The organism is Burkholderia sp. 9120, assembly GCF_000745015.1.
GTDB lineage: Bacteria > Pseudomonadota > Gammaproteobacteria > Burkholderiales > Burkholderiaceae > Paraburkholderia.
This window is the reverse complement of sequence record NZ_JQNA01000001.1, coordinates 1473301-1497350: the sequence shown is the minus strand read 5'-3', so window position 1 is coordinate 1497350 and position 24050 is coordinate 1473301. Positions and strand designations below refer to the sequence as shown.

Sequence of the window (24050 nt, the reverse complement as noted above, 5' to 3'; positions counted from 1 at the left end):
GATGTGTCTCCTCGTGGGCGTCGGTCCCGCCGATCGGCATGGTGCCGTCCTGCATTTTTGCACGTTCGCAAACGTTCGGAAACCGGCGGGTGAACGTGCGTCCGTTGAATGAAAAAAGCCCGTCCACATGGGACGGGCTTGTTCGAGTCGTGAGCCTATGAGCCGCCCGCTTGCGCGTGACGGAGCTTATGGCGCACGACGCGTGCCTGCTACCGCAACGCTTACTTGTGCTTCGCGTTGATCACCGCTTCGGCGACGTTGTTCGGCGTTTCGGCGTAGTGCTTGAACTCCATCGTGTAGGTGGCGCGACCTTGCGTGGCCGAGCGCAGCGACGTGGAGTAGCCGAACATCTCCGCGAGCGGCACTTCGGCGCGCACCAGCTTGCCGCCGCCACCGGCGATGTCTTCCATGCCTTGCACCAGACCGCGACGGCTCGACAGGTCGCCCATCACGTTGCCCATGAAGTCTTCCGGCGTTTCCACTTCGACGGCCATCATCGGTTCGAGCAACACCGGTTTGGCTTTACGCATGGCTTCCTTGAAGGCCATCGAACCGGCCATACGGAATGCGTTTTCGTTCGAGTCGACGTCGTGGTACGAACCGAAGGTCAGCGTCACCTTCACGTCGACCACCGGATAGCCCGCCAGCACGCCGGCCTTCAGCGTTTCCTGAATGCCCTTGTCCACCGCCGGAATGTACTCGCGCGGAATCACGCCGCCCTTGATCGCGTCGACGAATTCGTAGCCCTTGCCCTGCGCCGCCGGTTCGAGCGTCACCACCGCGTGGCCGTACTGACCGCGACCGCCCGACTGCTTGACGAACTTGCCTTCGACGTCTTCGACCTTGTTGCGCACCGTTTCACGATACGCGACCTGCGGCTTGCCGACCGTGGCTTCCACGCCGAACTCGCGCTTCATCCGGTCGACCAGAATTTCCAGGTGCAGCTCGCCCATCCCGGAGATGATCGTCTGGCCGGATTCTTCGTCAGTCTGCACGCGGAACGACGGGTCTTCCTGCGCCAGACGGTTCAGCGCAATGCCCATCTTTTCCTGGTCGACCTTGGTCTTCGGCTCGACGGCCTGCGAGATCACCGGTTCCGGGAAGATCATCTTTTCAAGAATGATCACGTTGTTCGGATCGCACAACGTGTCGCCCGTGGTCGCTTCCTTCAGGCCGACGGCCGCGGCGATGTCGCCCGCGTAAACCTCTTTGATTTCCTTGCGCTCGTTGGCGTGCATCTGCAGGATCCGGCCAAGGCGTTCCTTCTTTTCCTTGATCGCGTTGTAGACCGTGTCGCCCGAATTCACCACGCCGGAATAGACGCGGAAGAAAATCAGCTGGCCGACGAACGGGTCGGTCATGATCTTGAAGGCGAGCGCCGAGAACGGATCGGTGTCGGTCGGATGGCGCTCGATTTCCTTGTCGTACTCGTCGTGGCCCTTGATGGCGGGCACGTCGACCGGCGACGGCAGATAGTCGATCACCGCGTCGAGCATGGCCTGCACGCCCTTGTTCTTGAACGCGCTGCCGCACAGCATCGGCACGATTTCATTGGCGATACAGCGGGTGCGAATGCCGTGCTTGATTTCCTCTTCGGTCAGCGTCTCGCCGCCGAGGTATTTCTCGAGCAGTTCCTCGTTCGCCTCCGCCGCGGCCTCGACCATCTTGTCGTGCCATTCCTTCGCGGTGTCCGCGAGTTCCGCGGGGATATCGCGGTACTCGAACTTGATGCCCTGGTTTTCTTCTTCCCAGTAGATCGCCTTCATCTTGACGAGATCGACCACGCCCTGGAAGTGATCTTCCGCGCCGACCGGAATCTGGAGCGGCACCGCGACGCCCTTCAGACGATCGCCGATCTGCCGCTGCACGCGGAAGAAGTCCGCGCCGACACGGTCCATCTTGTTGACGAACGCAATGCGCGGCACCTTGTACTTGTTCGCCTGACGCCACACGGTTTCCGATTGCGGCTGCACGCCGCCGACCGAGTCGTACACCATGCAGGCGCCGTCGAGCACACGCATGGAACGCTCGACTTCAATCGTGAAGTCGACGTGTCCCGGCGTGTCGATGATGTTGATCCGATGTTCGGGGTAGTTGCCGGCCATGCCCTTCCAGAAAGCGGTGGTGGCCGCCGACGTGATGGTGATGCCGCGCTCCTGCTCCTGTTCCATCCAGTCCATCGTTGCCGCACCGTCGTGAACCTCGCCGATCTTGTGGGTCACGCCTGTGTAGAACAGGATGCGTTCAGTGGTGGTGGTTTTGCCGGCGTCGATGTGAGCGCTGATGCCGATATTCCGGTAGCGCTCGATGGGAGTCTTGCGGGGCACGTGAACCTCCTTGGAATGGCGCGCCAGAAACACTTGCCGGGTGGCCGTCTTGTGCTACCCGGCAAGCTGGGTGCTGCTTTACTAAGATTACTAGGATAGCGCGTCGGCCCGGCTTTTGCAGGAATCTTGCCAGGCGGGTCAACGGCCTGCCGGCGGGGTTCCGGCGGTTGCCGTCCGCACGCGTGGCTACGATATGGGGACACGTGGCCAATAAAAAAGCCGGCGCCTGTTTTGCGGGCACCGGCTTTGTCAAAAGCGGCGGGATGAAGCGGTGGTTTCGACCGGCGACGCTAACCGCCGCGATCGAGGTAATCGATGTGATCGATGTGATCGACCTCGTGGCTTATTGCGCGGCCGGCAAACCCTGGATCTTCATCCCCGGTTTGATGCCCTTCGACGTGAACCAGCCTTTGCTCATTTCCAACGCGTACATGCCGTTGTTCTTCGGGCAATGATTGTCGGTGGTCTCGGCCTGCATTTCGTCGATGTCGGTGACCGTGCCGTCGGCGCGCATGAAGGCGATCGACAACGGAATCAACGTGTTCTTCATCCAGAAGCAATGCACGGCCCGTTCGTTGAAGACGAACAGCATGCCTTCGTTTGGCGCGAGGGTCGTGCGATACATCAGACCTTGCTCACGGTCCGCGTCGGTCGAGGCGACTGCCGCGTCGATCACGAACATGCCGGCGGTCAGCTTGGCGCGCGGAAATTCGCTAGGCTGCCTGGCACCGGGCGGCATGTCCTGCGCGTGAGCAGGGGCGGCGGTGCTGGCGGCGAACGAGAGCGCGGCGAGCGGCAGTGCAACGGCAACGGCGAAGCGCGCAATCAACGAGCGCATGGGAAATCGCACGGCATGACTCCTTGCTGGAAATTAACCCGCGAATGTTACGCGAGCGCGTCAAAAACAAAAAGGCAGATCGCCTTGCGGTGATCTGCCTTTCAACGCCGTAAGAACGGCAATGAAGCTAGTTCTTGACTGCGTTTTTACAAACTTATTCCGAAGCGCCCGAAGCTGCTGCTGCTGCAGCTGCCTTCTTGTGCGACTTCTTGTGTGCTGCCTTCTTCGTGGTCTTCTTTGCCGACGAAGCTGCTGCCGGTGCCGACGCTGCTGCGACCGGTGCCGATGCTTGTGCGAATGCTGCCGTTGCGAAAAGGCCAGCGACCAGAGCGGCGATCAGTTTGTTCATTTTGAGAATCCTCAGCTTTAGTTAATTAACCAAATGACCCGGTTATGTAAGAGTCATGTCGGTAAACGTGCCATCCACCTTTCGGTTGACAGCGCATCGAACAAATTTTTCGACACGTCTGTTTAGCGCTCAGACTCCCCGCGTCGACCGCGTGAGCGGCTTGTGCAAAGGCCCTTAAGGCTGAATGCCGGATAGCTTCGGGCGGCATCTGCGTCGAATAACGCGTGAGCTGACAACGCGGTTGACGTAATTTTTCTGAAAAATTTATATGCCCTTGAGCTGAAGCAAATGGATTAGTGCGAGGGTGTCGCGCGCCTACTTGTTTCACGCTTTTTTAATGACGGTTTCACGCGATTATTTGTTTGCGGATACAACGAGTTAGTCCGCTTATCCACAGCGCGCGAGTCAGGTTCGGTGCGCGGCGTCGCTGCGCGGATCGATATGTCAGGCGATACCTTCCCAGGGCGCCTTCAGCGGCAATTCGACGCTTTGCCCCGGTTGGAGTCCGAGTGAAAGAATGTCGAGCGCGCCGATGCCCACGCGTACGAGACGCAGTGTCGGGAATCCGACCGCGGCCGTCATGCGGCGCACCTGGCGGTTCTTGCCTTCAGTGATCGACAACTCGATCCACGTGGTGGGGATCGCGGCGCGATAGCGGATCGGCGGCGTGCGGGTCCACAGTGTGTCGGTCGGTTCCACGTAGTCGGCGCGGCAGGGCTGCGTCACGTAGTCGCCGAGGTCGACACCGCACGCGAGTTTCTTCAACGCGGCGGGGTCCACCGCGCCTTCCACCTGCGCCCAATAACGTTTGACGAGCTTGTGACGCGGTTCGGCGATGCGTGCCTGCAATGTGCCATCGTCGGTGAGGAGCAGCAGACCTTCGCTATCGGAATCGAGCCGGCCCGCCGGATAGACGCCCGGCACCTTGACCCAGTCGGCCAGCGACGCGCGCGTCTCGTGAGGGGAAAACTGGCAGATGGTGCCGAACGGTTTGTTCAGAGCGAGCAGACGCATGGAGAGGGCAGGGTAAAAGTCGCGCCGAGTCGCGCGGCGCGAGTGGCGGCGGGCCGTGCCGCTTAAGCCTGGCAGGGCGTTTGGCCGGATAGTCAATGGCGGGATGATAATGCATAATGCGCGCCGATAAGCCTCTTGTCTTATATAAGACATAAGACCTATGCTTCGCGGATGAGCATGCCGCGAACGTGCGGCCGACGTGCCGCCATGTTGGAAAACCCCGAGCCGCGGCGGCCGTGTTGCGCCGGCCGCGTGGGCTAGAATAACGGCCAGGCCGCTTGCAGGCGTCCGGCATTGCGCGTAGCGAGGAAGCGCCCAGTTTCGCAGTCTCCCATCAGCTTTCAGCCTAGCCTTCACTGGAGTCCGATCATGCCGTATCAGCACATCAAGGTCCCCACCGACGGTGACAAAATCACCGTCAACGCCGATTTCTCGCTCAACGTTTCCGACCAGCCGATCATTCCGTTTATCGAAGGCGACGGCACGGGTCTCGACATCACGCCGGTCATGATCAAGGTAGTGGATGCCGCGGTAGAAAAAGCGTACGCAGGCAAGAAGAAAATCCACTGGATGGAAATCTATGCCGGCGAGAAGTCGACCAAGGTGTACGGTCCCGACGTGTGGCTGCCGGAAGAAACGCTGCAGGTGCTGAAGGAATACGTCGTGTCGATCAAGGGACCGCTCACCACGCCGGTCGGCGGCGGCATCCGTTCGCTGAACGTCGCGTTGCGCCAGGAGCTGGATCTGTATGTGTGTCTGCGGCCGGTGCAGTATTTCAAGGGCGTGCCTTCGCCGGTGCGTGAGCCTGAAAAAACCAACATGGTGATCTTCCGCGAGAACTCGGAAGACATTTACGCCGGTATCGAGTGGGCCGCCGAGTCGGAGCAGGCGAAGAAGGTCATCAAGTTCCTGCAGGAAGAGATGGGCGTGAAGAAGATCCGCTTCCCGAACACGTCGGGGATCGGTATCAAGCCGGTGTCGCGCGAAGGCACCGAGCGCCTCGTGCGCAAGGCGATCCAGTACGCGCTCGACAACGATCGCCGCTCGGTCACGCTGGTGCACAAGGGCAACATCATGAAGTTCACCGAAGGCGCGTTCCGCGACTACGGTTATGGCCTCGCGCAGAAAGAGTTCGCCGCGGAACTGATCGACGGCGGCCCGTGGATGAAGATCAAGAATCCGAAAACAGGTAGCGATATCGTCGTTAAAGACGTGATCGCGGATGCGTTCCTGCAGCAGATCCTGTTGCGTCCGGCCGAATACGACGTGATCGCCACGCTGAACCTGAACGGCGACTACGTGTCGGATGCGCTGGCCGCGCAAGTCGGCGGGATCGGTATCGCGCCGGGCGCGAATATGTCGGATTCGGTCGCGATGTTCGAAGCGACGCACGGCACCGCGCCGAAGTACGCGGGTAAGGACTACGTGAATCCGGGTTCGGAAATTCTCTCGGCGGAAATGATGCTGCGTCACCTCGGCTGGTTCGAGGCGGCGGAACTGATCATCAAGTCGATGGAAAAATCCATTCTGCAAAAACGCGTCACCTACGACTTCGCGCGCTTGATGGAAGGCGCGACGCAGGTGTCGTGTTCGGGTTTCGGTCAGGTGTTGATCGAGAATATGTAAGCGCGGCGGGAGCGCCTCGCGCGTTCCGCGGCGATCCGGCAAACCCCGATGGGCACGATGTGCCGTCGGGGTTTTTGTTTTTTAGCGCGGATGGAGCGTTAAGGCGACGGGCGAAGGTCGGTCGTGCGCATCGGCGCACCCTCGCTCCGCTCAACGAACGTTGAAACTGTAATGCCCTGAGCCAGCCTTATAAATTGAGAATCCCGGTTCGTTGCGGACAAAACGGGCGCCGTCGCTTTGCACTTTCCTGCCCCTGTTTTGCACCCAGATTTCGGCGCTCGTGTTCACGGGGACGCTCACCGCAAGTTTTAATCCGTCGGCGCCGCTGTTCCAGCGCACCGCAATCGGTCCGTAACCCGACAGATAACGCGCATCGACCGAATGCACGTTGCCGCCCGGCACCGGTTTGACGACGAATCGCTGATAACCGGGCGCGCTCGGGCGGATCCCCGCGACGTTCTGATACATCCAGTCACCGACCGAACCATAGGCGTAGTGGTTGAACGAATTCATCGCCTTGTCTTCAAAGCTGCCGTCCGGCCGGATGCCGTCCCAGCGTTCCCACATGGTCGTCGCGCCTTTGCCTATCTGATAGCCCCAGGACGGGAAAGTCGTTTGCATCAGTAAGCGGTAGGCCACATCCGTGTGACCGGTTTCCGTTAGCGCGGGCAGCAGCCGGGGCGTACCCAGGAACCCTGTGGACAGGTGCCAGCCCTTGTCCTTGATCAACTGGACCAGACGATCCGCAGCGGGTTTACGCAACGCGGTGGGCAGGAGATCCATGGTCAGCGCAAGGGCGTAAGCCGTTTGCGTGTCGGCCTTCAATCTGCCGTTGGGTAACACATAGGCATGGTCGAATGCATTGCGAATATTTGCGCGGAGCTCGTCATAGCGGCGCGGGTCTTTGTTGAGCACGCGGGCGGCGTTGGCCAGTGTGCCGGCGCTGTCCGCGAAGAAGGCGGTCGCAATCAGGTCTTTGGGTGTCTCGTCGTTCACATTCAACCAGTCGCCGTACCCGCTGTCCGGGCGCAGATACGCCTGGCTGTTTTTTTCAAGGTACGACAGCCAACGATCCATCGAATCAAAGTTCTGCTGAAGTACATGCACGTCGCCATAGCGCCGGTACAGGGTCCACGGCACGGAGACGCCTGCGTCGCCCCAACCGGCGTCAGCGACGCCAATTCCCTGCAGCGTGGGTGCGATATTGGCAAACGCGCCGCTGGGCGCCTGCGTGTCACGCAGATCGGTCAGCCACTTTGCGAGGAAGGAGAGCGTGCGCATGTTGTAGGAGGCCGTGCCCGCGAACGCGGCGATGTCGCCGGTCCAACCCAGCCGCTCGTCGCGCGCGGGGGTGTCCATGGGCACCGACAGAAAATCGCCGCGCTGGCTCCACAGAATGTTCTGCTGCAACTGGTTCAGCATGGGCACGTTGGTGTTGAACGACCCCGTCAACGGCATGGCCGTGTGTAAGACGCGCCCGACGATCACCGGCCGGATGCTCGATCCGCTGACCTCGACATAGCGGAAGCCATGGAACGTAAAGACCGGTTCGAAGGTTTCCGTTCCCTTGCCGCTCATGATGTATTGATCCGTAGCCTTTGCGGTGCGGAGGTTGTCGGTGTATAGCGTGCCGTCCTTGTTCAGCACTTCCGCGTGCCGCAGGGTGATGACCTGTCCGGCTTTGCCACGGACACGCAGCTTCACGACCCCCACCATGTTCTGGCCCAGATCGTAGACGTAGGTGTCCGGCTTGATCCGCGTGACCTTGACTGGCCTGATGTCACGATCGACGCGCACGGGCGGATCGACCTGGGCGACGAGGGCGGCTTTGACGATCGGGCCGATCAGCACCGGCTGCCACGCTTTGTCGTCGAAGTTCGGCAAAGTCCAGCCCGGCGTAGCCAGGCGGGCGTCGTATTGCTCACCCATGATCAGATCGGAGCTGATGATGGGGCCGAGCGTGCTTTTCCAACTGCCGTCGGTATCGATCTGAGCGGTGGTGCCGTCCGCGTAACGCAATTCGAGTTGCGCGCGCAGGTAAGGCAACTGGCCATATTGGTTCGGACCCAGCGAGCCGACGTTCCCGGCATACCAGCCAGGGCCGAGATCGACCGCGATGGCGTTGTTGCCTGGGTGGACCAGTTTGGTGACGTCGTAAGTCTGGTACTGAATCCGCTTCCGGTAGTCGGTCCAGCCCGGCGCGAAGTAATCGGCACTGGCGGGTTGACCGTTGATCTGTACGCGATACAAGCCGAGCGCGGTGATATACAACCTGGCTTGCGCGATAGTCTTAGTGGCGGAAAACTCATGACGCAACTGGGATGTCAGACCGTCGCGTCCCCGTTCACCGCTGATTTCCCATTTTGTCTTGCGATCGCCCGGGATTACCGTCTTCCCGGCGTAGCCCATGCCATACGCATATTTGCAGTCGGGATAGGTGTACCACCCAGCCTTGCCGACGAGATCGGATTGCTCCAGATAGTACTTGCCCGCTGGCAGCGGCTTGCTGAGCTTCAACGTCGCCCAGTCGTTATCGAGATGGTTCGTAATGCGCTGTCTGGCCAGCAATTCGCCACCAGGGCCGTTCCTGTACAGCGATAGCGTAAAGCCGGAGTCTTTGGTGCCGAAAGTCGGCACCTCTGCGCTGACTGACGCGATGGCGTGGTCGGTCGTGAAACTTTGTCCCTGCACCTCGCCCGCCTTGAATGCGGACGATATGGCGGGCAGTTGCGCTTTGATAATGTCCGGCGGCAAGGGCACGTTACCGCCGCGGCCAATCCACTGGGCGTGCCAATCGGTGTCGTTCAGCAAGCCCGTTTCCCACCAGGACGGTTTGCTCCAGGCGGAAGGATGGCCGTGAGCGTCCCACACGCGGACCATCCAGAAATACCGGCTCCGTGAACGTAGTGCGGCACCTTGATACGGAACGAACTGCGACTGATCTCCGGCGACCTTGCCGCTATCCCAGATGTCAGGTGTGCGCAGTTTTTCCGGACTTCCAGCGACGCGAATCTGATAAGCGGTCTGTTTCTGGTTGCGCTCGTTTGCCGCGATGACCCAACTGAATCTCGGCGTCATGGCGTCGATGCCAAGCGGAGTGGGCTTGTTTTCGGTGGACACGCTCTCGATGCTGACGGTCTTGGCGTTAGCTGGCGCCACTGCGCAGCACCAAAGAATCGACGCCGAAGCAAAGACGGAAAAGAGGCCTCGAATTGTCATGTGCGTTAAGGCTTGGGTCTCGGCCACCCGGGGAGTCGCCGAACACGCGGAAATGGGAAGTTCAAGATGTTAGCAGGCCATCTCGGCATCGATTCCGGCATGCGGACTTAACTGTCTGACGTGCCGCATTTAAAAATAATCGCGAGCCGCAGCGATGTGACGCCCCCAAAAAAAGAAACCCGGCACGTAGCCGGGTCTCAAAGGACGGGTAACGAACCGTATCAGGCGGGTGCCTGGATGTTCGATGCCTGTTTGCCTTTCGGGCCTTGCACGACCTCGAAGGTCACCTTTTGGCCTTCCTTGAGGGTTTTGAACCCATTCATCTGGATGGCCGAGAAGTGTGCAAACAGATCCTCACCACCTTCATCAGGCGTGATGAATCCGAAACCTTTTGCGTCATTGAACCATTTGACCGTACCAGTTGCCATTCCAACTTCCCCTGTAACTCATGTCACTACCACGAGCCCTCGAAAAGCTCGACGACCGCGCGAGCAGCCGCTCCCTCCTCACAAGCTCACCATCGGCATTTTTTCGATTTATGGCTCAGTGAAAAAAGTGCCAGCTTGATTGTTGAGGCTCTTTATTCGGGTGTCAAGAAAATTTTGAGACGCTAGCTGAGGCGTTGCAAACAGGCGCTTTCCAGGGTTTTTCCCGCTTTCGTTATGTGCGGTTGCGCAAGCGGGCTGTCTTGAAAAGTCGCATAATCGACTCACATGCTGTTCTGCGGGTCGCCTGCCGCCGATTGGCACGGGGCGAGCCTTCCAGCCAGCTCCGGCAGGTTGTGCGATACTCGATCCGACTGCGGTGCAGCAAGGCCGCGATGCATCAGGATAGGGGGCCGGCTCCGCAAACGGCTCGTCGAATGGCGCACGCATGGCGGGTAGTTACTCATCAGGCGGTAGCGAACGGGCTCACCGGCCGGTCGGCCGGGTTTTGACAGGATTGCGGGCCTGTCCTAGTTGTTTAGAATGGGTGTATGGCGATTATCCCGGACAAGCAGGACGGCACCGTACTGGAGCGGCAGGAGAAGAAACTCAAGCCGCCGTCCATGTACAAAGTGGTGCTGCTGAATGACGACTTCACGCCAATGGAATTTGTCGTGATGGTCGTGCAGGAATACTTCAATAAAGATCGTGAAACCGCAACACAGGTAATGTTGAAGGTGCATCGCGAGGGCAGGGGAGTTTGTGGGGTCTATACGCGGGACATCGCGTCGACCAAAGTCGAGCAAGTCGTTACCCACGCACGGCAGGCCGGGCATCCGCTGCAGTGTGTGATGGAGGAAGCATGATTGCCCAGGAACTGGAAGTCAGCCTGCACATGGCGTTCATGGAAGCACGCCAGGCGCGGCACGAGTTCATAACGGTCGAACATCTTTTGCTGGCACTGTTGGACAATCCGACAGCGGCGGAGGTGTTGCGTGCATGCGCGGCCAATATCGAGGATCTGCGCCAGAACCTGCGCAACTTCATACATGACAACACGCCGACCGTGCCTGGCACGGACGACGTCGACACGCAGCCCACGCTGGGTTTCCAGCGTGTGATCCAGCGCGCCATCATGCATGTGCAGTCCACCTCGAATGGCAAGAAGGAAGTGACCGGCGCGAATGTGCTGGTCGCGATCTTCGGCGAGAAGGATTCGCACGCGGTGTACTACCTGCAACAGCAGGGCGTGACGCGTCTGGACGTGGTCAATTTCATCTCGCACGGCATCGCCAAGACGAGCAGCACGGACGCCGCGAAAGCGAGCGACGCGAATGCCGAGTCCGACGAAGCCGCCGCGCAGAAGGAAACGCCGCTCGCGCAGTTCACGCAGAACCTGAACCAGATGGCGAAAGACGGCCGCATCGATCCGCTGATCGGACGCGAGTCGGAAGTCGAGCGTGTGGTGCAGGTGCTGTGTCGCCGGCGCAAGAATAATCCGCTACTGGTCGGTGAGGCGGGGGTCGGTAAGACCGCGATCGCCGAAGGTCTGGCGTGGCGAATTACGCGCGGCGAAGTGCCCGACATCCTAGCGGATGCTCAGGTGTACTCGCTCGACATGGGCGCGCTGCTGGCCGGCACCAAATATCGTGGCGACTTCGAACAGCGTCTGAAGACGGTCCTCAAGGAATTGAAGGAACGTCCGCATGCGATCCTGTTCATCGACGAAATTCATACGCTGATCGGCGCGGGCGCGGCATCGGGCGGCACGCTGGACGCGTCGAATCTGCTGAAGCCGGCGTTGTCGTCGGGCACGCTGAAGTGCATCGGCGCGACCACGTTCACGGAATATCGCGGCATCTTCGAAAAAGACGCGGCACTGTCGCGTCGTTTCCAGAAGGTCGACGTGACCGAGCCAACCGTCGAGCAGACGGTGGCGATTCTGCGTGGCCTGAAGTCGCGTTTCGAAGAGCACCACGGCGTGAAGTATTCGTCGGGCGCACTGTCGGCGGCGGCTGAGTTGTCGGCACGCTTCATCACGGATCGTCACTTGCCGGATAAGGCAATCGACGTGATCGACGAAGCCGGCGCCGCGCAACGCATCCTGCCAAAGTCGAAGCAGAAGAAGACTATCGGCAAGAACGAGATCGAAGAGATCATTTCGAAGATCGCCCGCGTCCCGCCGCAAAGCGTGTCGCAAGACGATCGCAGCAAGCTGCAAACGCTGGATCGCGATCTGAAGAGCGTGGTGTTCGGGCAAGACCCGGCTATCGACGCGCTGTCGGCCGCGATCAAGATGGCGCGTGCAGGGCTCGGCAAATTGGACAAGCCGATCGGCGCATTCCTGTTCTCCGGCCCCACGGGTGTCGGCAAGACGGAGGTGGCGAAGCAGTTGGCGTTCACGCTGGGTATCGAACTGATCCGCTTCGACATGTCGGAATACATGGAGCGGCATGCGGTCAGCCGTTTGATCGGCGCGCCGCCGGGCTATGTCGGTTTCGACCAGGGCGGTCTGCTGACCGAAGCCGTCACGAAGAAGCCGCATTGCGTGCTGCTGCTCGACGAAATCGAGAAGGCGCATCCGGACATCTACAACGTGCTGCTGCAGGTCATGGATCACGGCACGCTGACGGACAACAACGGCCGCAAGGCGGATTTCCGCAACGTCATCATCATCATGACGACGAACGCGGGCGCCGAGGCAATGGGCAAGTCGGTGATCGGTTTCACGAATCGTCGGGAAACCGGCGACGAGATGGTCGACATCAAGCGCATGTTCACGCCGGAGTTCCGTAACCGTCTGGACGCAACGATCAGCTTCCGTTCGCTCGATGAAGAAATCATCATGCGTGTGGTCGACAAGTTCCTGATGCAGTTGGAAGATCAGTTGCACGAGAAGAAGGTCGACGCACTCTTCACCGACGCGTTGCGCGCGCATCTCGCCAAGCACGGTTTCGATCCGTTGATGGGCGCACGGCCGATGCAGCGTCTGATCCAGGACACGATCCGTCGTGCGCTGGCCGACGAGTTGCTGTTCGGCAAGCTGATGAACGGCGGCCGCGTATCGGTCGACGTCGATGCGGAAGACAAGGTGCAGTTGACCTTCGACGAGCATCCGGCGCCGCGCAATCCGAATCCGGAAGCGGTCGAAGTCGAGTAAGTTTCAGGCGTTACTACACGGCTAAGCCAGGCAAAAAAACGGCGCGGTTTTTTAACCCGCGCCGTTTTTTTATGTGCGCTCCGGCTTCGGTGCCGGTTGGCGACTACGCGCTCAATGCTTGCCCGTGCTACCGAACCCGCCCGCACCGCGATCGCTCGTCTCGAAGTCGTCGACGATATTGAACTCGGCTTGTACGACCGGCACGATCACGAGTTGTGCGAGGCGCTCCATCGGATTAAGCACGAAGGTGGTCTCGCCGCGATTCCACGTCGAGATCATCAACTGACCTTGGTAATCCGAATCGATCAGGCCGACCAGATTGCCCAGCACGATGCCGTGCTTATGTCCCAACCCCGAGCGCGGCAAGATCAACGCCGCATAACCCGGATCACCGACGTGAATCGCCAGCCCGGTCGGCACCAGCGCCGTCTGGCCGGGCTCGAGCGTCAGCGGTTCGTCGAGGCACGCACGCAGATCGAGGCCGGCGCTGCCGGTGGTGGCGTAGGCCGGGAGTTGGTCGCGCATGCGCGCATCGAGAATCTTGAGGTCGAGTTTCATGCGGGTTGGAAAGGTTGAAGAGGGTGGAAAGTAGAGGTTAGACCTCAATGCGCCAGTTGGAACGCATCGGCAAGGAGTTCATAAGAGCGCAGGCGGGCGCGATAGCTGCCCGCCACGGTCAGCACGATCAGCTCATCGGCCTGGAACTGCTCCTGCAGCGCATGCAGGCGTTCAGTGACGATCTCCGGCGTACCGACAATGCTACGCGGCCGTTCCCGCGCGATCACCAGTTGCTCGCGCTCGCCGTACTCCTGCGCGATGCCTTGTTCGATCGACGGAATGGGTTCGTTCAGGCCGTACGCCATTTGCACGCGGCGCAGATCGACGGCTTTCTCCAGATCGGCCGCTTCCTGTTCGGTGTCCGCACAGATCACAAAAACCGCGGCGGCGAGATAAGCCTGTTGCGCTTCCTGACTGGCCTTGAAACGCTCGCGATAAGCCTGCGCCACCTGATGCCCGAAATGCGCGTTGATGAAATGCGCGAACGCGAAACGAATGCCGAGTTGCGCGGCCAGCAAGCCGCCGAATTCGCTCGATCCGAGCATCCACAGTTGCGGGCGCGTATCGATTTGCGGTTGCAGTAGCACGCCATGTGCGACGTGATCGTCGGGCAGCGTGCCGTGCATCAGCCCGACCAGATCCGCGACCTGCTGCGGAAAAATATCGCCGCGGTTGTAGTCGCCGGCCGCGACCGCTTGCGCGGTGCGCATGTCGCCGCCCGGCGCACGTCCTACGCCGAGGTCGATGCGATTCGGAAACAGCGCCTCGAGCATCATGAATTGCTCGGCGACTTTGAACGGACTGTAGTAAGGCAGCATCACGCCGCCTGAGCCGAGGCGAATGCGTTTCGTCACACTGCCGAGGCGCGCCAGCAGCACTTCCGGGCAAGGATTCGATACGCCGCGCAGGCCATGGTGTTCGGCGCACCAGTAGCGCGTGTAGCCGAGGTCGTCGGCGAGTTGCGCAAGTTCCACGGTGGCGGCGATCGCATCCGCCACCGAGTGCCCGGCGATCACGGGCGTTTGATCGAGCACGGATAGTAGCGTCATGTCGGCACGGCTCCAGATGAGTCACGTCGCTGCGCGTTTTGACCTCGTGACGGCGAACTTGCCGTGAGGTCAAACGCGAGCGGCGTTCAGCGAATCAGACTTGAATCGGGCAAGCGCTTCGCGATCTCCGCGATCAGCGTGCGCGCGAGCGTCTGCTTGTCGGCGCGCGGCAGCTTCGTGGCGCCGCTGGCTTCGAACAGGATCACTTCGTTGTCGTCGAGGCCGAAAGTCAGCGGCCCGAGATTGCCGATCAGCAGCGGCACCTTCTTGCGTGCGCGCTTTTCTTCGCCATGCACTTCGAGATCGCCGCTCTCCGCCGCGAAGCCGACCGCGAACGGCGGATGCGGCAGTTGCGCGACCGTGGCCAGAATGTCCGGATTCTCGACGAACGTGAAGGTGGGTAGCGTGCGCTCGGCGGTCTTCTTGATCTTGTGCTCGCTGGCGTGATCGGCGCGCCAGTCGGCCACGGCGGCCACGCCGATAAAGATGTCGGCATTCGCGACCGAGCGCATCACCGCATCGTGCATTTGCTGCGCGGTCTGCACGTCTTCGCGGAACACGCCCCACGGCGTTTCCAGCGCAACCGGGCCGGCCACCAGATGCACCTCGGCGCCGGCCTGTTGCGCGGCGCGCGCCAGCGCGAAACCCATCTTGCCGCTCGACCGGTTGGTGATGCCGCGCACCGGATCGAGCGGTTCGAAGGTCGGTCCGGCGGTCAGCAACACGCGCCGGCCGGCCAGAATCTTGGGCGAGAAAAACGACGCGATCGCCTCATACGTGGCGGCCGCTTCGAGCATGCGCCCGTCGCCGATTTCGCCGCAAGCCTGCGGGCCGGAGTCGGGGCCGAGCACCTGAACGCCGTCCTCGCGCAGTTGCGTGACGTTGCGCTGCGTGGCCGGGTTCTGCCACATCTGCCGGTTCATGGCCGGCACGACCAGCAGCGGACAGTCGCGCGCCACGCACAGCGTGGACAGCAGGTCGTCGGCCATGCCGTGGGCGAGCTTGGCGAGGAAGTCGGTGGAGGCGGGCGCGATCACGATCGCATCCGCTTCACGCGACAGATCGATGTGCGCCATGTTGTTCGCCATGCGCGCATCCCACTGGCTCGTGTAGACCGGACGGCCCGAGAGCGCCTGCATGGTGACGGGAGTGATGAACTGCGTGGCCGCTTCGGTCATGACGACCTGCACGGTCGCGCCGGCCTTGGTCAGCAGACGCGTGAGTTCGGCGATCTTGTAGCAGGCGATGCCGCCCGTCATGCCGAGGACGAGGTGTTTTCCTGCGAGTTCTGCGGTTGCCAACGAAGCCTCCGACAAAGCGTGGTGGCGGGCGGCGCGGTGGGGCGTTGCACCCCGGGCCGCCGCGTCTTTCGAACCGGACCCCGGCGCGCGGATTCAGACGAACCCGGGCGCCGGCGTCTGCGGCGTTAGCGTGACGCGCCGCGGACGCGCCGCAACTCGTCGAGCACCAGCAGGATCGCGCCGACGGTAATCGCGCTGTCGGCGAGATTGAACGCCGGCCAGTGCCACGTGCGCACGTGAAAATCGAGGAAGTCGATCACGTGACCGTACGCGAGCCGGTCGATCACATTGCCGAGCGCGCCGCCGAGAATCAGCGAGAGCGCCGTGCAGAACATTTTCTGCCCGCCGTGGCGCTTGAGCAGATAGCAGATCACGAGCGCCGCGATCACGCCGAGCGCGGTGAAGGCCCAACGCTGCCAGCCGCCGGCCATGGCGAGGAAGCTGAACGCCGCGCCGCGGTTGTACACGAGGATCAGGTTGAAAAACGGCGTGATCTCATGCGGGACACCGTACGCGAACACCTTTTGGATCGCGATCTTCGTCAACTGATCGAACAGAATCACGATCAGCGCGACGCCCAGCCAGGGCGCCAGCGAACTATGGCCGCTCGATGCTTTGGACAGGGTTCGTGCCATTATGCCGCGCTCCTCGATTCACCGTCGCCGAACAGATTGCTGAAGCAGCGGCCGCACAGCGTGGGGTGATCGGCGTGCGCGCCGACGTCTTCGCGGTAGTGCCAGCAGCGCTCGCATTTCAGATACTTCGACGCGATCACTTCGACGCCTTCTTCCGCTTCGCTCGCGACCTTCACGACATTCGCCGCCGACGTGATCAGCACGAACTTCAGGTCTTCGCCGAGGCTCGCGAGCACGTCGTAACGCGCGCCGCTCGCGCGGATTTCGACTTCCGCCTGCAGCGACGAACCGATCAGGTTCGCGCCGCGCGCTTCTTCCAGCGCCTTCGTCACGTCGCCGCGCGCCGCGCGCAGCAGCGTCCACTTGTCGAGCAGTTCGCCCGCTTGCGGCACGGCCGGGAACGCGTGATACGTCTCGGTGAAGATGGTTTCGCTATTCGGCTGGAACACCTTCCACGCTTCTTCGGCGGTGAAGGACATGAACGGCGCCATCAGACGCAGCAGACCGTGCGCGATGTGATACAGCGCGGTCTGTGCCGAACGGCGCGCGACCGAATCCGCCGCCGTGGTGTACAGGCGGTCCTTCAGCACGTCGAGGTAGAAGCCGCCGAGGTCTTCCGAGCAGAACGTCTGCAGCTTGGCGACCACCGGATGAAACTCGTACTTGTCGTAGTGCGTGAGGATGTCGTTCTGCAGGTTCGCCGACAGCGCGACCGCGTAGCGATCGATCTCGAGCCAGTCTTCAACTGGACGCGCGTGCTGCGCGAAGTCGAAGTCCGACAGGTTCGCGAGCAGGAAGCGCAGCGTGTTGCGGATCCGGCGATAGCTTTCCGTGACGCGCTTCAGGATTTCTTCCGAGATCGCCAGTTCGCCCGAGTAATCGGTCGACGCGATCCACAAGCGGATGATTTCCGCGCCCAGACGGTTCGCCACTTCATGCGGGTCGATCCCGTTGCCGAGCGACTTGCTCATCTTGCGGCCTTCGCCGTCGACGGTGAAGCCGTGGGTCAGCAGCGCGTTGTACGGCGGACGGCCGTCGAGCATCGAGGCGGTCAGCAGCGACGAGTGGAACCAGCCGCGGTGTTGATCCGAGCCTTCCAGATACAGATCGGCCGGAAATTGCAGTTCGTCTTTATGCGAGCCGCGCAGCACATGCCAGTGCGTGGTGCCCGAATCGAACCAGACGTCCAGCGTGTCGCGGTTCTTTTCGTACAGGTTGGCTTCGTCGCCGAGCAGTTCGCGCGGGTCGAGCGTTTGCCACGCTTCGATCCCGGCCTTCTCAACGCGTTGCGCGACTTCTTCGAGCAGTTCCACCGTGCGCGGATGCAGCTCGCCGGTTTCCTTGTGCACGAAGAACGCCATCGGCACGCCCCATTGGCGTTGACGCGACAGCGTCCAGTCCGGGCGGTTGGCGATCATGCTGAACAGACGCTGCTTGCCCCACGCCGGATAGAACGCGGTGTTTTCGATGCCTTCCAGCGCGGTCTCACGCAGCGTTCTGTCGCTGTCGTTCGGCTTCACGTCCATGCCGGCGAACCATTGCGAGGTCGCGCGGTAGATGATCGGCGTCTTGTGGCGCCAGCAGTGCATGTAGCTGTGCGTGTAGCGCTCGGTGCGCATCAGCGAGCCGGCCGTTTGCAGCGCCTCGACGATCTGCGGATTCGCCGCCCAGATCGACAGGCCGCCGAACAGCGCGAGCGATTCGATGTAACGGCCGTCGCCCATCACCGGGCTGATGATGTCGGAATCGGCCATGCCGTGCGCCTTGCACGACACGAAGTCTTCCACGCCGTAGGCCGGCGACGAGTGCACGACACCCGTACCGGTTTCGGTCGTCACGTAGTCGCCGAGATAGACCGGCGCGGTGCGCTTGTAAGCCGGATGCGCGGCCGCGAGCGGGTGATTGAAGCGCAGGTTGACGAGCTTCGCGCCCGGCGCGGTGGCGACGATCGTGCCTTCCAGGCCGTATTGCTTCAGGCACGCTTCAACGCGCTCTTCCGCGAGGATCAGCAGACCGCGCGGCGTATCCACCAGCGCGTAGACGATTTCCGGATGCAGGTTCAGCGCCTGGTTGGCGGGGATGGTCCACGGCGTGGTGGTCCAGATCACGATGCCGCCTTCTTCGCGCGGCAGTGCGTTCAGGCCGAACGCGTGCGCGGTCTTTTCCGGTTCGGCGAAGCTGAACAGCACGTCGATGGTCGGATCGTTCTTGTCCGCGTATTCGACTTCCGCTTCAGCCAGCGCCGAGCCGCAGTCGAAACACCAGTTGACCGGCTTCAGACCGCGGAACACGTAGCCTTTTTCCAGGATCTTCGCGAGCGCGCGGATTTCGCCGGCTTCGTTCGTGAAGTTCATGGTCTTGTACGGATTGTCCCAGTCGCCGAGCACGCCCAGACGACGGAAGCCGACCTTCTGCTTCTCGATCTGTTCGGTCGCGTAGGCGCGCGCCTTCTGCATCACTTCCGCGGCCGGCAGCGATTTGCCGAACTGCTTTTCGATCTGGATTTCGATCGGCATGCCGTGGCAGTCCCAGCCCGGCACGTAGACCGCGTCGAAGCCCGCCAGATTGCGCGCCTTGACGATCATGTCCTTCAGGATCTTGTTCACCGCGTGACCGAGGTGGATGTCGCCGTTCGCATACGGCGGCCCGTCGTGCAGGATGAACTTCTTGCGGCCCTTGCTGGCGGCGCGGATCTTTTCGTAGATCTTGCCTTCCTGCCATTCCTTGACCCATTGCGGCTCGCGCTTGGGCAGGTCGCCGCGCATCGGGAACGGCGTGTCGAGCAGGTTCACGGGATAGCGTGACTGCGGTTTCGAATCGGCTTTCTTGTTGCTCATGATGTCGTCGCGGTGAATTCGTTCTGTGCACAGCGGGGCGCGGAATGCGCACGCTGCGCGTGGGCGTGGGGCGCGCCCGGCAGGCATGTCGCGTGATCCACGGACGCCCTTCGATGCGCGCGGCGAGGGTCCAGGCGGCGTACGGCATGCGCGCATGGACCACGGCGGCTATCTAATTCGGTCGGTGGCCGAGGTGGCGAAGCCGGTGGACCGACTGCCCGGCGTGCCGGCGCCGACAGCCGCGAACCAGGCGCGGGCGTTGGCGACGTCGCGCGCGATCGCGGCGGTCAGCGTTTCGAGGTCGACGTACTTTTCCTCGTCACGCAGCTTCTTCAGGAATTCGACGCGCACGAGTTTGCCATACGCGTCGCCGTGCCAGTCGAGCAGATGCACTTCGAGCAGCACGCGGCCGGAATCGTCGACGGTGGGGCGCAGCCCGAGGCTCGCGACGCCCGGCAGCGGCTCGTCCGCCACGCCGTGCACGCGCACCACGAAAATGCCCGCGAGCGCCGGCCGCTTGTGAGCGATCGGCAGATTCAACGTGGGGAAACCGAGATCGCGGCCGAGCTTCATGCCGTGCACGACGTGGCCGCTGATCAGATAATCGCGGCCCAGCGCGGCCCGTGCCGAATCGAGGTCGCCCGCCACCAGCGCGGCGCGTACGCCCGAGCTGGAAATGCGCGCGCCGGACGGATCGGCGACGGTAGCCATCTGCTCGACTTCGAAACCGTATTGCTGGCCCGCGGCCTTGAGCGACGCGAAATCGCCCGCGCGTTTGGCGCCGTAGCGGAAGTCGTCGCCGATCATGACCCAACGCGCGTGCAGGCCGTTGACGATGATCCGTTCGACGAACGTATCCGGCGACTGGCTTGCGAACGTGTGGTTGAAATGCTCGACCACCACGCGATCGACGCCGTTGGTGCGCAGCGCCTCGAGCTTGTCGCGCAGCATGGCGATACGCGGCGGCGCGCCGGCGGGATTGAAGAACTCGCGCGGGTGCGGCTCGAAGGTCATCACGCAGACGGGCAGGCCGCGCGCGTCGGCCGCTGCGCGCACGTGCGCGAGCAGAGCCTGATGGCCGCGGTGGACACCGTCGAAGTTGCCGATGGTCAGTGCGCAGGGCGCACGGCTTTCAGCATTGGGAAGACCGCGGAAGACTCTCACGATAGCGCGTTGGAATAGGGCGGGCGGGGTGCCGCAAAACAAACGATTATAAACGCTCGGCGCGTGAGACGGCGGCGCGTCGCGGTTTCAGGGTCCCCCGAATGATAAAATCCGCGGATGAAAAAACTCGTCATCCTGATTTCGGGGCGGGGAAGCAACATGGAAGCCATCGTTCGAGCCTGCTCGGACGAGGTTTGGCCGGCGCAAGTCGCCGCCGTGATTGCCAACCGTCCTGACGCCGCGGGCCTTGCGTTCGCGGCGTCGCACGGTATTGCCACGGCGGTGGTCGACCACCGCCAGTATCCCGACCGCGACCGCTTCGACGCGGCGCTGGCCCAGCAGATCGACGGCTTCGCGCCCGATCTCGTGGTGCTCGCCGGCTTCATGCGCGTGCTGACGGCCGGTTTCGTCGACCGTTACGCCGGGCGCATGCTGAACGTGCACCCGTCGCTGCTGCCGAGCTTTCCGGGCCTGAAAACCCATCAACAGGCACTGGATGCGGGCGTACGGCTACACGGCGCGTCGGTGCATTTTGTTACGTCGCAACTGGATCACGGGCCGATCGTCGCGCAGGCGGCGGTTCCCGTGGAAAACGGCGATACCCCCGCCATGCTCGCCGAACGCGTGCTGGCGATCGAACACATTATTTATCCACGCGCGGTGCGCTGGTTCGTCGAAGGGCGTCTTGCTCTAGATGGCCTGCGCGTCACGCTTACGCCGTCAGAGCCGCAATGGCTCTTTGCCGGTCACACCGCCGGAGAGGGCGCATGAGATTACATGGTTTTTTGATTGGACAAACTGAGACTTTGCTGGCTGAAGTCCTGAAACTCACCGGCCCGGCCGATGCCACGACCAGCCGCTTTTTCCGCGCCCATCCGAAGCTCGGGCACGGCGAGCGCGGCGTGATCGCGGAAGCGGTGTTCGCGGTGCTGCGCCGCCGGATGGAATTCGCCCATCTGGCCGAAAGCGGCGCCGGCAGCCCGGCCCGACGTATGGCGCTGCTCGGCCTGATGCAGACGGCGGGGCGTAACGCGCTCAAGCCGTTCGTGACGGAGCAGGAGTTGAGCTGGCTCGAACACGTGTCGAAGATCGACCCGCAGAGCTTGCCGCTGCGCATTCGCCTGAACCTGCCCGACTGGATCTATCAGGCGCTGGCCAAGCGTTTCGAGCCCGCCGAACTGGCGCAACTGGCCGCCGCGCTGAACTACCCGGCGCCGCTGGATCTGCGCGCGAACCCGATCAAGGCGAGCCGCGAAGACGTGCTGAACGCGCTGTCGAAGGCCGGTATCGAGGGCGGTGAAACGCCGTTCGCGCCGTTCGGCGTGCGGGTGGTCGGCAAGCCGCCGCTCACCAAGCTCGACGCGTTCCAGCACGGCTGGGTCGAAGTGCAGGACGAAGGCAGCCAGTTGCTGTGCTCGCTGGTCGCGCCCAAGCGCGGCGAGATGATCGTCGACTTCTGCGCGGGCGCGGGCGGCAAGACGCTGGCGCTGGGCGCGGCGATGCGCTCCACCGGCCGTTTGTACGCCTTCGACATCTCGGAGCGTCGTCTCGCCAAGCTCAAGCCGCGCCTCGCGCGCAGCGGGTTATCGAACGTGAATCCGGTGCTGATCGATAGCGAACACGACGCCAAGATCAAGCGTCTGGCCGGCAAGATCGACCGCGTGCTCGTCGACGCGCCGTGCAGCGGGCTGGGTACGCTGCGCCGTAACCCGGACCTGAAGTGGCGCCAGTCGCCGGAATCGGTCGCCGAACTGGCGCCGAAGCAATTGTCGATTCTGGCGAGCGCCTCGCGTCTGGTGAAGAAGGGCGGCCGCCTCGTCTACGCGACCTGCTCGATTCTGGAAGCGGAAAACGAAGCGGTCGTGCAGCAGTTCCTCGCCGACCATCAGGACTTCGTACTGGTGCCCGCACGCGACGTGCTGGCCGAGCAGCGTATCGAACTGGAAATGGGCGACTACCTGTCGCTGTGGCCGCACCGCCATGCAACCGACGGCTTCTTCGCCGCCGTGCTGGAACGCCAGAGCTAAGCAACACGACAGGCTTTTTTGCCGGCGTACTGTGGGTTGGGTAGTTGACCCGCGGCACGCCGGCGATTTCGGCGACATCATGCAAAACCGTATTTTTTCTCATATGTTCGGCGACCTTGCGCGCGACTTTGGCCAGCCCGTCATGCTCTGGCAGGTCGGCGTGCTGCTGGGGACGCTCGCGCTCGCGTGGCTGCTCGCGCGCCTGTTGCGGCGAACGCTCGATCTGCGCCGGCAAACGCGTTACCAGACGCTGCGCTTCGGCGCGGAAAGTCTGAACCGCGCCTTCTTTCCGCTGATCGGCGCGGCGCTCGTGTGGCTCGCGCGCACGATCACCGCGCCGTTCATGCATACCGCGCTGCTCGATCTGGCCTTGGTGCCGCTGTTCGGCATCGGGTTGATCTATATCGTGTTTTTCATCGCGCGACGGGTTTTCAGCCACGACGGCGTGACGCATCCCTGGCTGTTTCTGGTCGAAAAACTGGTCTCGCTGATTGTCTGGGTCGGCATGGTGCTGACCGTGATGGGCATTCAGGACGACGTGATCTCGTGGATGGGCAGCGTCCATTTCCGCGTGGCCAATGCGCACATGACGCTGCTGTCGCTCACCACGGGCCTGCTGTGGGTCTGCGTGACGATGATCGTCGCGATGTGGCTCGGCTCCACGTTCGAGGACCGGCTGATCCGCTCGACCACGCTCGACGCCAATCTGAAGGTGGTGGTGGCGCGCGTCGGCCGGGCCGCGTTGATGCTGGCGGCGATTCTGATCAGCCTGTCGCTGGTCGGCATCGACATCACCGTGCTGGGCGTGTTCGGCGGCGCGTTGGGCGTCGGGCTCGGGTTCGGGCTGCAGAAGATCGCCAGCAACTACGTGTCGGGCTTCATTATCCTGATCGACCGGTCGCTGCGGATCGGCGACACGATCAACGTGAGCGGCCTGCAAGGCATGGTCACGCAGATCCGCACGCGTTACACCGTGGTGCGTGGGCTCGACGGCATCGAAACGCTGATCCCGAACGAAAAACTGATCACCGACGTGGTGCAGAACCAGTCGTCGTTCCTGACGCGCGGGTATTCGAAGGTGGCCGTGCAGGTCGCTTATTCGTCGGACGTCGAGCAGGCCATGGGCCTGCTCGCGCAAGCGGTCGAAGGCGTGCCGCGCGTGCTCAAGGAGCCCGCGCCCACGCCGTATCTGGCGAGCTTCGGCGCCGACGGCATCAATCTCGAGCTGGGTTTCTGGATCGAAGACGCGGCAACCGGCACGTCGGGTGTGCGTTCCGCCGTGAATCGGAATATCTGGCGTCTGTTCTCCGAACACGACATCTCGATTCCGTTCGCGCAACGCGAAGTGCGGATCGTGGGCAATGTGAGTGCGGCCATGCCGCAACCGGTAACAATGACCGCGCCTGCGGCCAATCAGGCGGACGGCGCCCTCTGACGGGTGTTTCGAACCCGCCGACAGCGGTAAAAACCCTGTCGGCGTTTTCCATCCCATTGATATCGCACAAAAAATCCCCATTTGTT

At 62.2% G+C, this 24050-nt stretch carries 18 protein-coding genes; 6 read left to right on the top strand and 12 right to left on the bottom strand.

Translation table 11 applies throughout. From position 1 onward, the window contains the following. Window positions 1-221: 221 nt before the first annotated feature. The 4 genes from fusA to FA94_RS06675 form a co-directional block, all read right to left on the bottom strand. A complete protein-coding gene (gene fusA / locus FA94_RS06690; RefSeq protein WP_035548114.1) occupies window positions 222-2327 on the bottom strand; it encodes an elongation factor G in 2106 nt (701 codons plus the stop codon). 343 nt (window positions 2328-2670) lie between these two features. Then, on the bottom strand, window positions 2671-3177 hold the full coding sequence (locus FA94_RS06685) for a DUF192 domain-containing protein (RefSeq protein WP_035548112.1): 507 nt from the start codon (window positions 3175-3177) through the stop codon (window positions 2671-2673). Between the two features lie 142 nt (window positions 3178-3319). After that, entirely contained in the window at window positions 3320-3514 is a 195-nt protein-coding gene (locus FA94_RS37855; RefSeq protein WP_081935744.1) for a hypothetical protein, read from the bottom strand. 444 nt (window positions 3515-3958) lie between these two features. Continuing rightward, window positions 3959-4528 carry a pseudouridine synthase gene (locus FA94_RS06675; protein ID WP_035548105.1) on the bottom strand — a complete coding sequence of 190 codons (570 nt, stop codon included), beginning with the start codon at window positions 4526-4528 and terminating at the stop codon, window positions 3959-3961. Window positions 4529-4897: 369 nt separating this feature from the next. Between FA94_RS06675 and icd the strand changes: the two genes are divergently transcribed. After that, window positions 4898-6154: an NADP-dependent isocitrate dehydrogenase gene (icd, locus tag FA94_RS06670; protein WP_035548103.1), complete on the top strand. Its 1257-nt coding sequence runs from the start codon at window positions 4898-4900 to the stop codon at window positions 6152-6154. Window positions 6155-6304: 150 nt separating this feature from the next. Here the strand turns inward: icd and FA94_RS06665 are convergent, their stop codons facing one another. Beyond that, window positions 6305-9400, bottom strand: coding sequence for a family 78 glycoside hydrolase catalytic domain (locus FA94_RS06665; RefSeq protein WP_197070181.1), 3096 nt, complete (start codon window positions 9398-9400; stop codon window positions 6305-6307). Window positions 9401-9594: 194 nt separating this feature from the next. After that, complete coding sequence (locus tag FA94_RS06660; RefSeq protein WP_007180614.1) at window positions 9595-9801, bottom strand: cold-shock protein; 207 nt, start codon at window positions 9799-9801, stop codon at window positions 9595-9597. A 548-nt stretch (window positions 9802-10349) separates the two neighbouring features. On the opposite strand from FA94_RS06660, the gene clpS reads away from it, so the two are divergent. Continuing rightward, window positions 10350-10664 (top strand): ATP-dependent Clp protease adapter ClpS, encoded by a 315-nt coding sequence (clpS, locus tag FA94_RS06655; RefSeq protein ID WP_012434130.1) that lies wholly within the window; start codon window positions 10350-10352, stop codon window positions 10662-10664. After that, on the top strand, window positions 10661-12958 hold the full coding sequence (gene clpA, locus FA94_RS06650) for an ATP-dependent Clp protease ATP-binding subunit ClpA (protein WP_035548100.1): 2298 nt from the start codon (window positions 10661-10663) through the stop codon (window positions 12956-12958). The genes clpS and clpA overlap by 4 nt, the downstream gene beginning before the upstream one ends. A 111-nt stretch (window positions 12959-13069) precedes the next feature. On the opposite strand, the gene dut is transcribed toward clpA, so the two are convergent. From dut to FA94_RS06620, 6 genes are all read right to left on the bottom strand, one after another. Next, window positions 13070-13516, bottom strand: coding sequence for a dUTP diphosphatase (gene dut / locus FA94_RS06645; protein WP_035548097.1), 447 nt, complete (start codon window positions 13514-13516; stop codon window positions 13070-13072). 44 nt (window positions 13517-13560) lie between these two features. Continuing rightward, a complete protein-coding gene (locus FA94_RS06640) occupies window positions 13561-14565 on the bottom strand; it encodes an LLM class flavin-dependent oxidoreductase (RefSeq protein WP_035548093.1) in 1005 nt (334 codons plus the stop codon). Between the two features lie 86 nt (window positions 14566-14651). Further along, complete coding sequence (coaBC, locus tag FA94_RS06635) at window positions 14652-15866, bottom strand: bifunctional phosphopantothenoylcysteine decarboxylase/phosphopantothenate--cysteine ligase CoaBC (RefSeq protein ID WP_035548091.1); 1215 nt, start codon at window positions 15864-15866, stop codon at window positions 14652-14654. Window positions 15867-15991: 125 nt separating this feature from the next. After that, window positions 15992-16501 carry a signal peptidase II gene (lspA, locus tag FA94_RS06630; RefSeq protein WP_035548088.1) on the bottom strand — a complete coding sequence of 170 codons (510 nt, stop codon included), beginning with the start codon at window positions 16499-16501 and terminating at the stop codon, window positions 15992-15994. Further along, window positions 16501-19338, bottom strand: a complete 2838-nt coding sequence (gene ileS, locus FA94_RS06625) for an isoleucine--tRNA ligase (protein ID WP_035548084.1) — start codon at window positions 19336-19338, stop codon at window positions 16501-16503. Before ileS ends, lspA begins: the two co-directional genes overlap by 1 nt. Before the next feature lie 168 nt (window positions 19339-19506). Further along, window positions 19507-20502, bottom strand: a complete 996-nt coding sequence (locus FA94_RS06620; RefSeq protein WP_035548081.1) for a bifunctional riboflavin kinase/FAD synthetase — start codon at window positions 20500-20502, stop codon at window positions 19507-19509. A 117-nt stretch (window positions 20503-20619) separates the two neighbouring features. Here FA94_RS06620 and purN point away from each other — a divergent pair, with 117 nt between their 5' ends. The 3 genes from purN (at window position 20620) to FA94_RS06605 (ending at window position 23964) form a co-directional block, all read left to right on the top strand. Beyond that, window positions 20620-21273 carry a phosphoribosylglycinamide formyltransferase gene (gene purN / locus FA94_RS06615; RefSeq protein WP_035548078.1) on the top strand — a complete coding sequence of 218 codons (654 nt, stop codon included), beginning with the start codon at window positions 20620-20622 and terminating at the stop codon, window positions 21271-21273. After that, window positions 21270-22529 (top strand): RsmB/NOP family class I SAM-dependent RNA methyltransferase, encoded by a 1260-nt coding sequence (locus FA94_RS06610; RefSeq protein ID WP_035548075.1) that lies wholly within the window; start codon window positions 21270-21272, stop codon window positions 22527-22529. The genes purN and FA94_RS06610 overlap by 4 nt, the downstream gene beginning before the upstream one ends. A 79-nt stretch (window positions 22530-22608) precedes the next feature. Further along, window positions 22609-23964, top strand: a complete 1356-nt coding sequence (locus tag FA94_RS06605) for a mechanosensitive ion channel family protein (protein ID WP_035549454.1) — start codon at window positions 22609-22611, stop codon at window positions 23962-23964. The last annotated feature ends 86 nt before the right edge of the window (window positions 23965-24050 follow it).

What these genes read in the sequence shown, in the direction of transcription:
- FA94_RS37855 (WP_081935744.1), bottom strand. Translation starts at nt 3,514, where the DNA reads ATGAACAAACTGATCGCCGCTCTGGTCGCTGGCCTTTTCGCAACGGCA.
- FA94_RS06675 (WP_035548105.1), bottom strand. Translation starts at nt 4,528, where the DNA reads ATGCGTCTGCTCGCTCTGAACAAACCGTTCGGCACCATCTGCCAGTTT.
- icd (WP_035548103.1), top strand. Translation starts at nt 4,898, where the DNA reads ATGCCGTATCAGCACATCAAGGTCCCCACCGACGGTGACAAAATCACC.
- FA94_RS06660 (WP_007180614.1), bottom strand. Translation starts at nt 9,801, where the DNA reads ATGGCAACTGGTACGGTCAAATGGTTCAATGACGCAAAAGGTTTCGGA.
- clpS (WP_012434130.1), top strand. Translation starts at nt 10,350, where the DNA reads ATGGCGATTATCCCGGACAAGCAGGACGGCACCGTACTGGAGCGGCAG.
- clpA (WP_035548100.1), top strand. Translation starts at nt 10,661, where the DNA reads ATGATTGCCCAGGAACTGGAAGTCAGCCTGCACATGGCGTTCATGGAA.
- dut (WP_035548097.1), bottom strand. Translation starts at nt 13,516, where the DNA reads ATGAAACTCGACCTCAAGATTCTCGATGCGCGCATGCGCGACCAACTC.
- FA94_RS06640 (WP_035548093.1), bottom strand. Translation starts at nt 14,565, where the DNA reads ATGACGCTACTATCCGTGCTCGATCAAACGCCCGTGATCGCCGGGCAC.
- lspA (WP_035548088.1), bottom strand. Translation starts at nt 16,501, where the DNA reads ATGGCACGAACCCTGTCCAAAGCATCGAGCGGCCATAGTTCGCTGGCG.
- ileS (WP_035548084.1), bottom strand. Translation starts at nt 19,338, where the DNA reads ATGAGCAACAAGAAAGCCGATTCGAAACCGCAGTCACGCTATCCCGTG.
- purN (WP_035548078.1), top strand. Translation starts at nt 20,620, where the DNA reads ATGAAAAAACTCGTCATCCTGATTTCGGGGCGGGGAAGCAACATGGAA.
- FA94_RS06610 (WP_035548075.1), top strand. Translation starts at nt 21,270, where the DNA reads ATGAGATTACATGGTTTTTTGATTGGACAAACTGAGACTTTGCTGGCT.
- FA94_RS06605 (WP_035549454.1), top strand. Translation starts at nt 22,609, where the DNA reads ATGCAAAACCGTATTTTTTCTCATATGTTCGGCGACCTTGCGCGCGAC.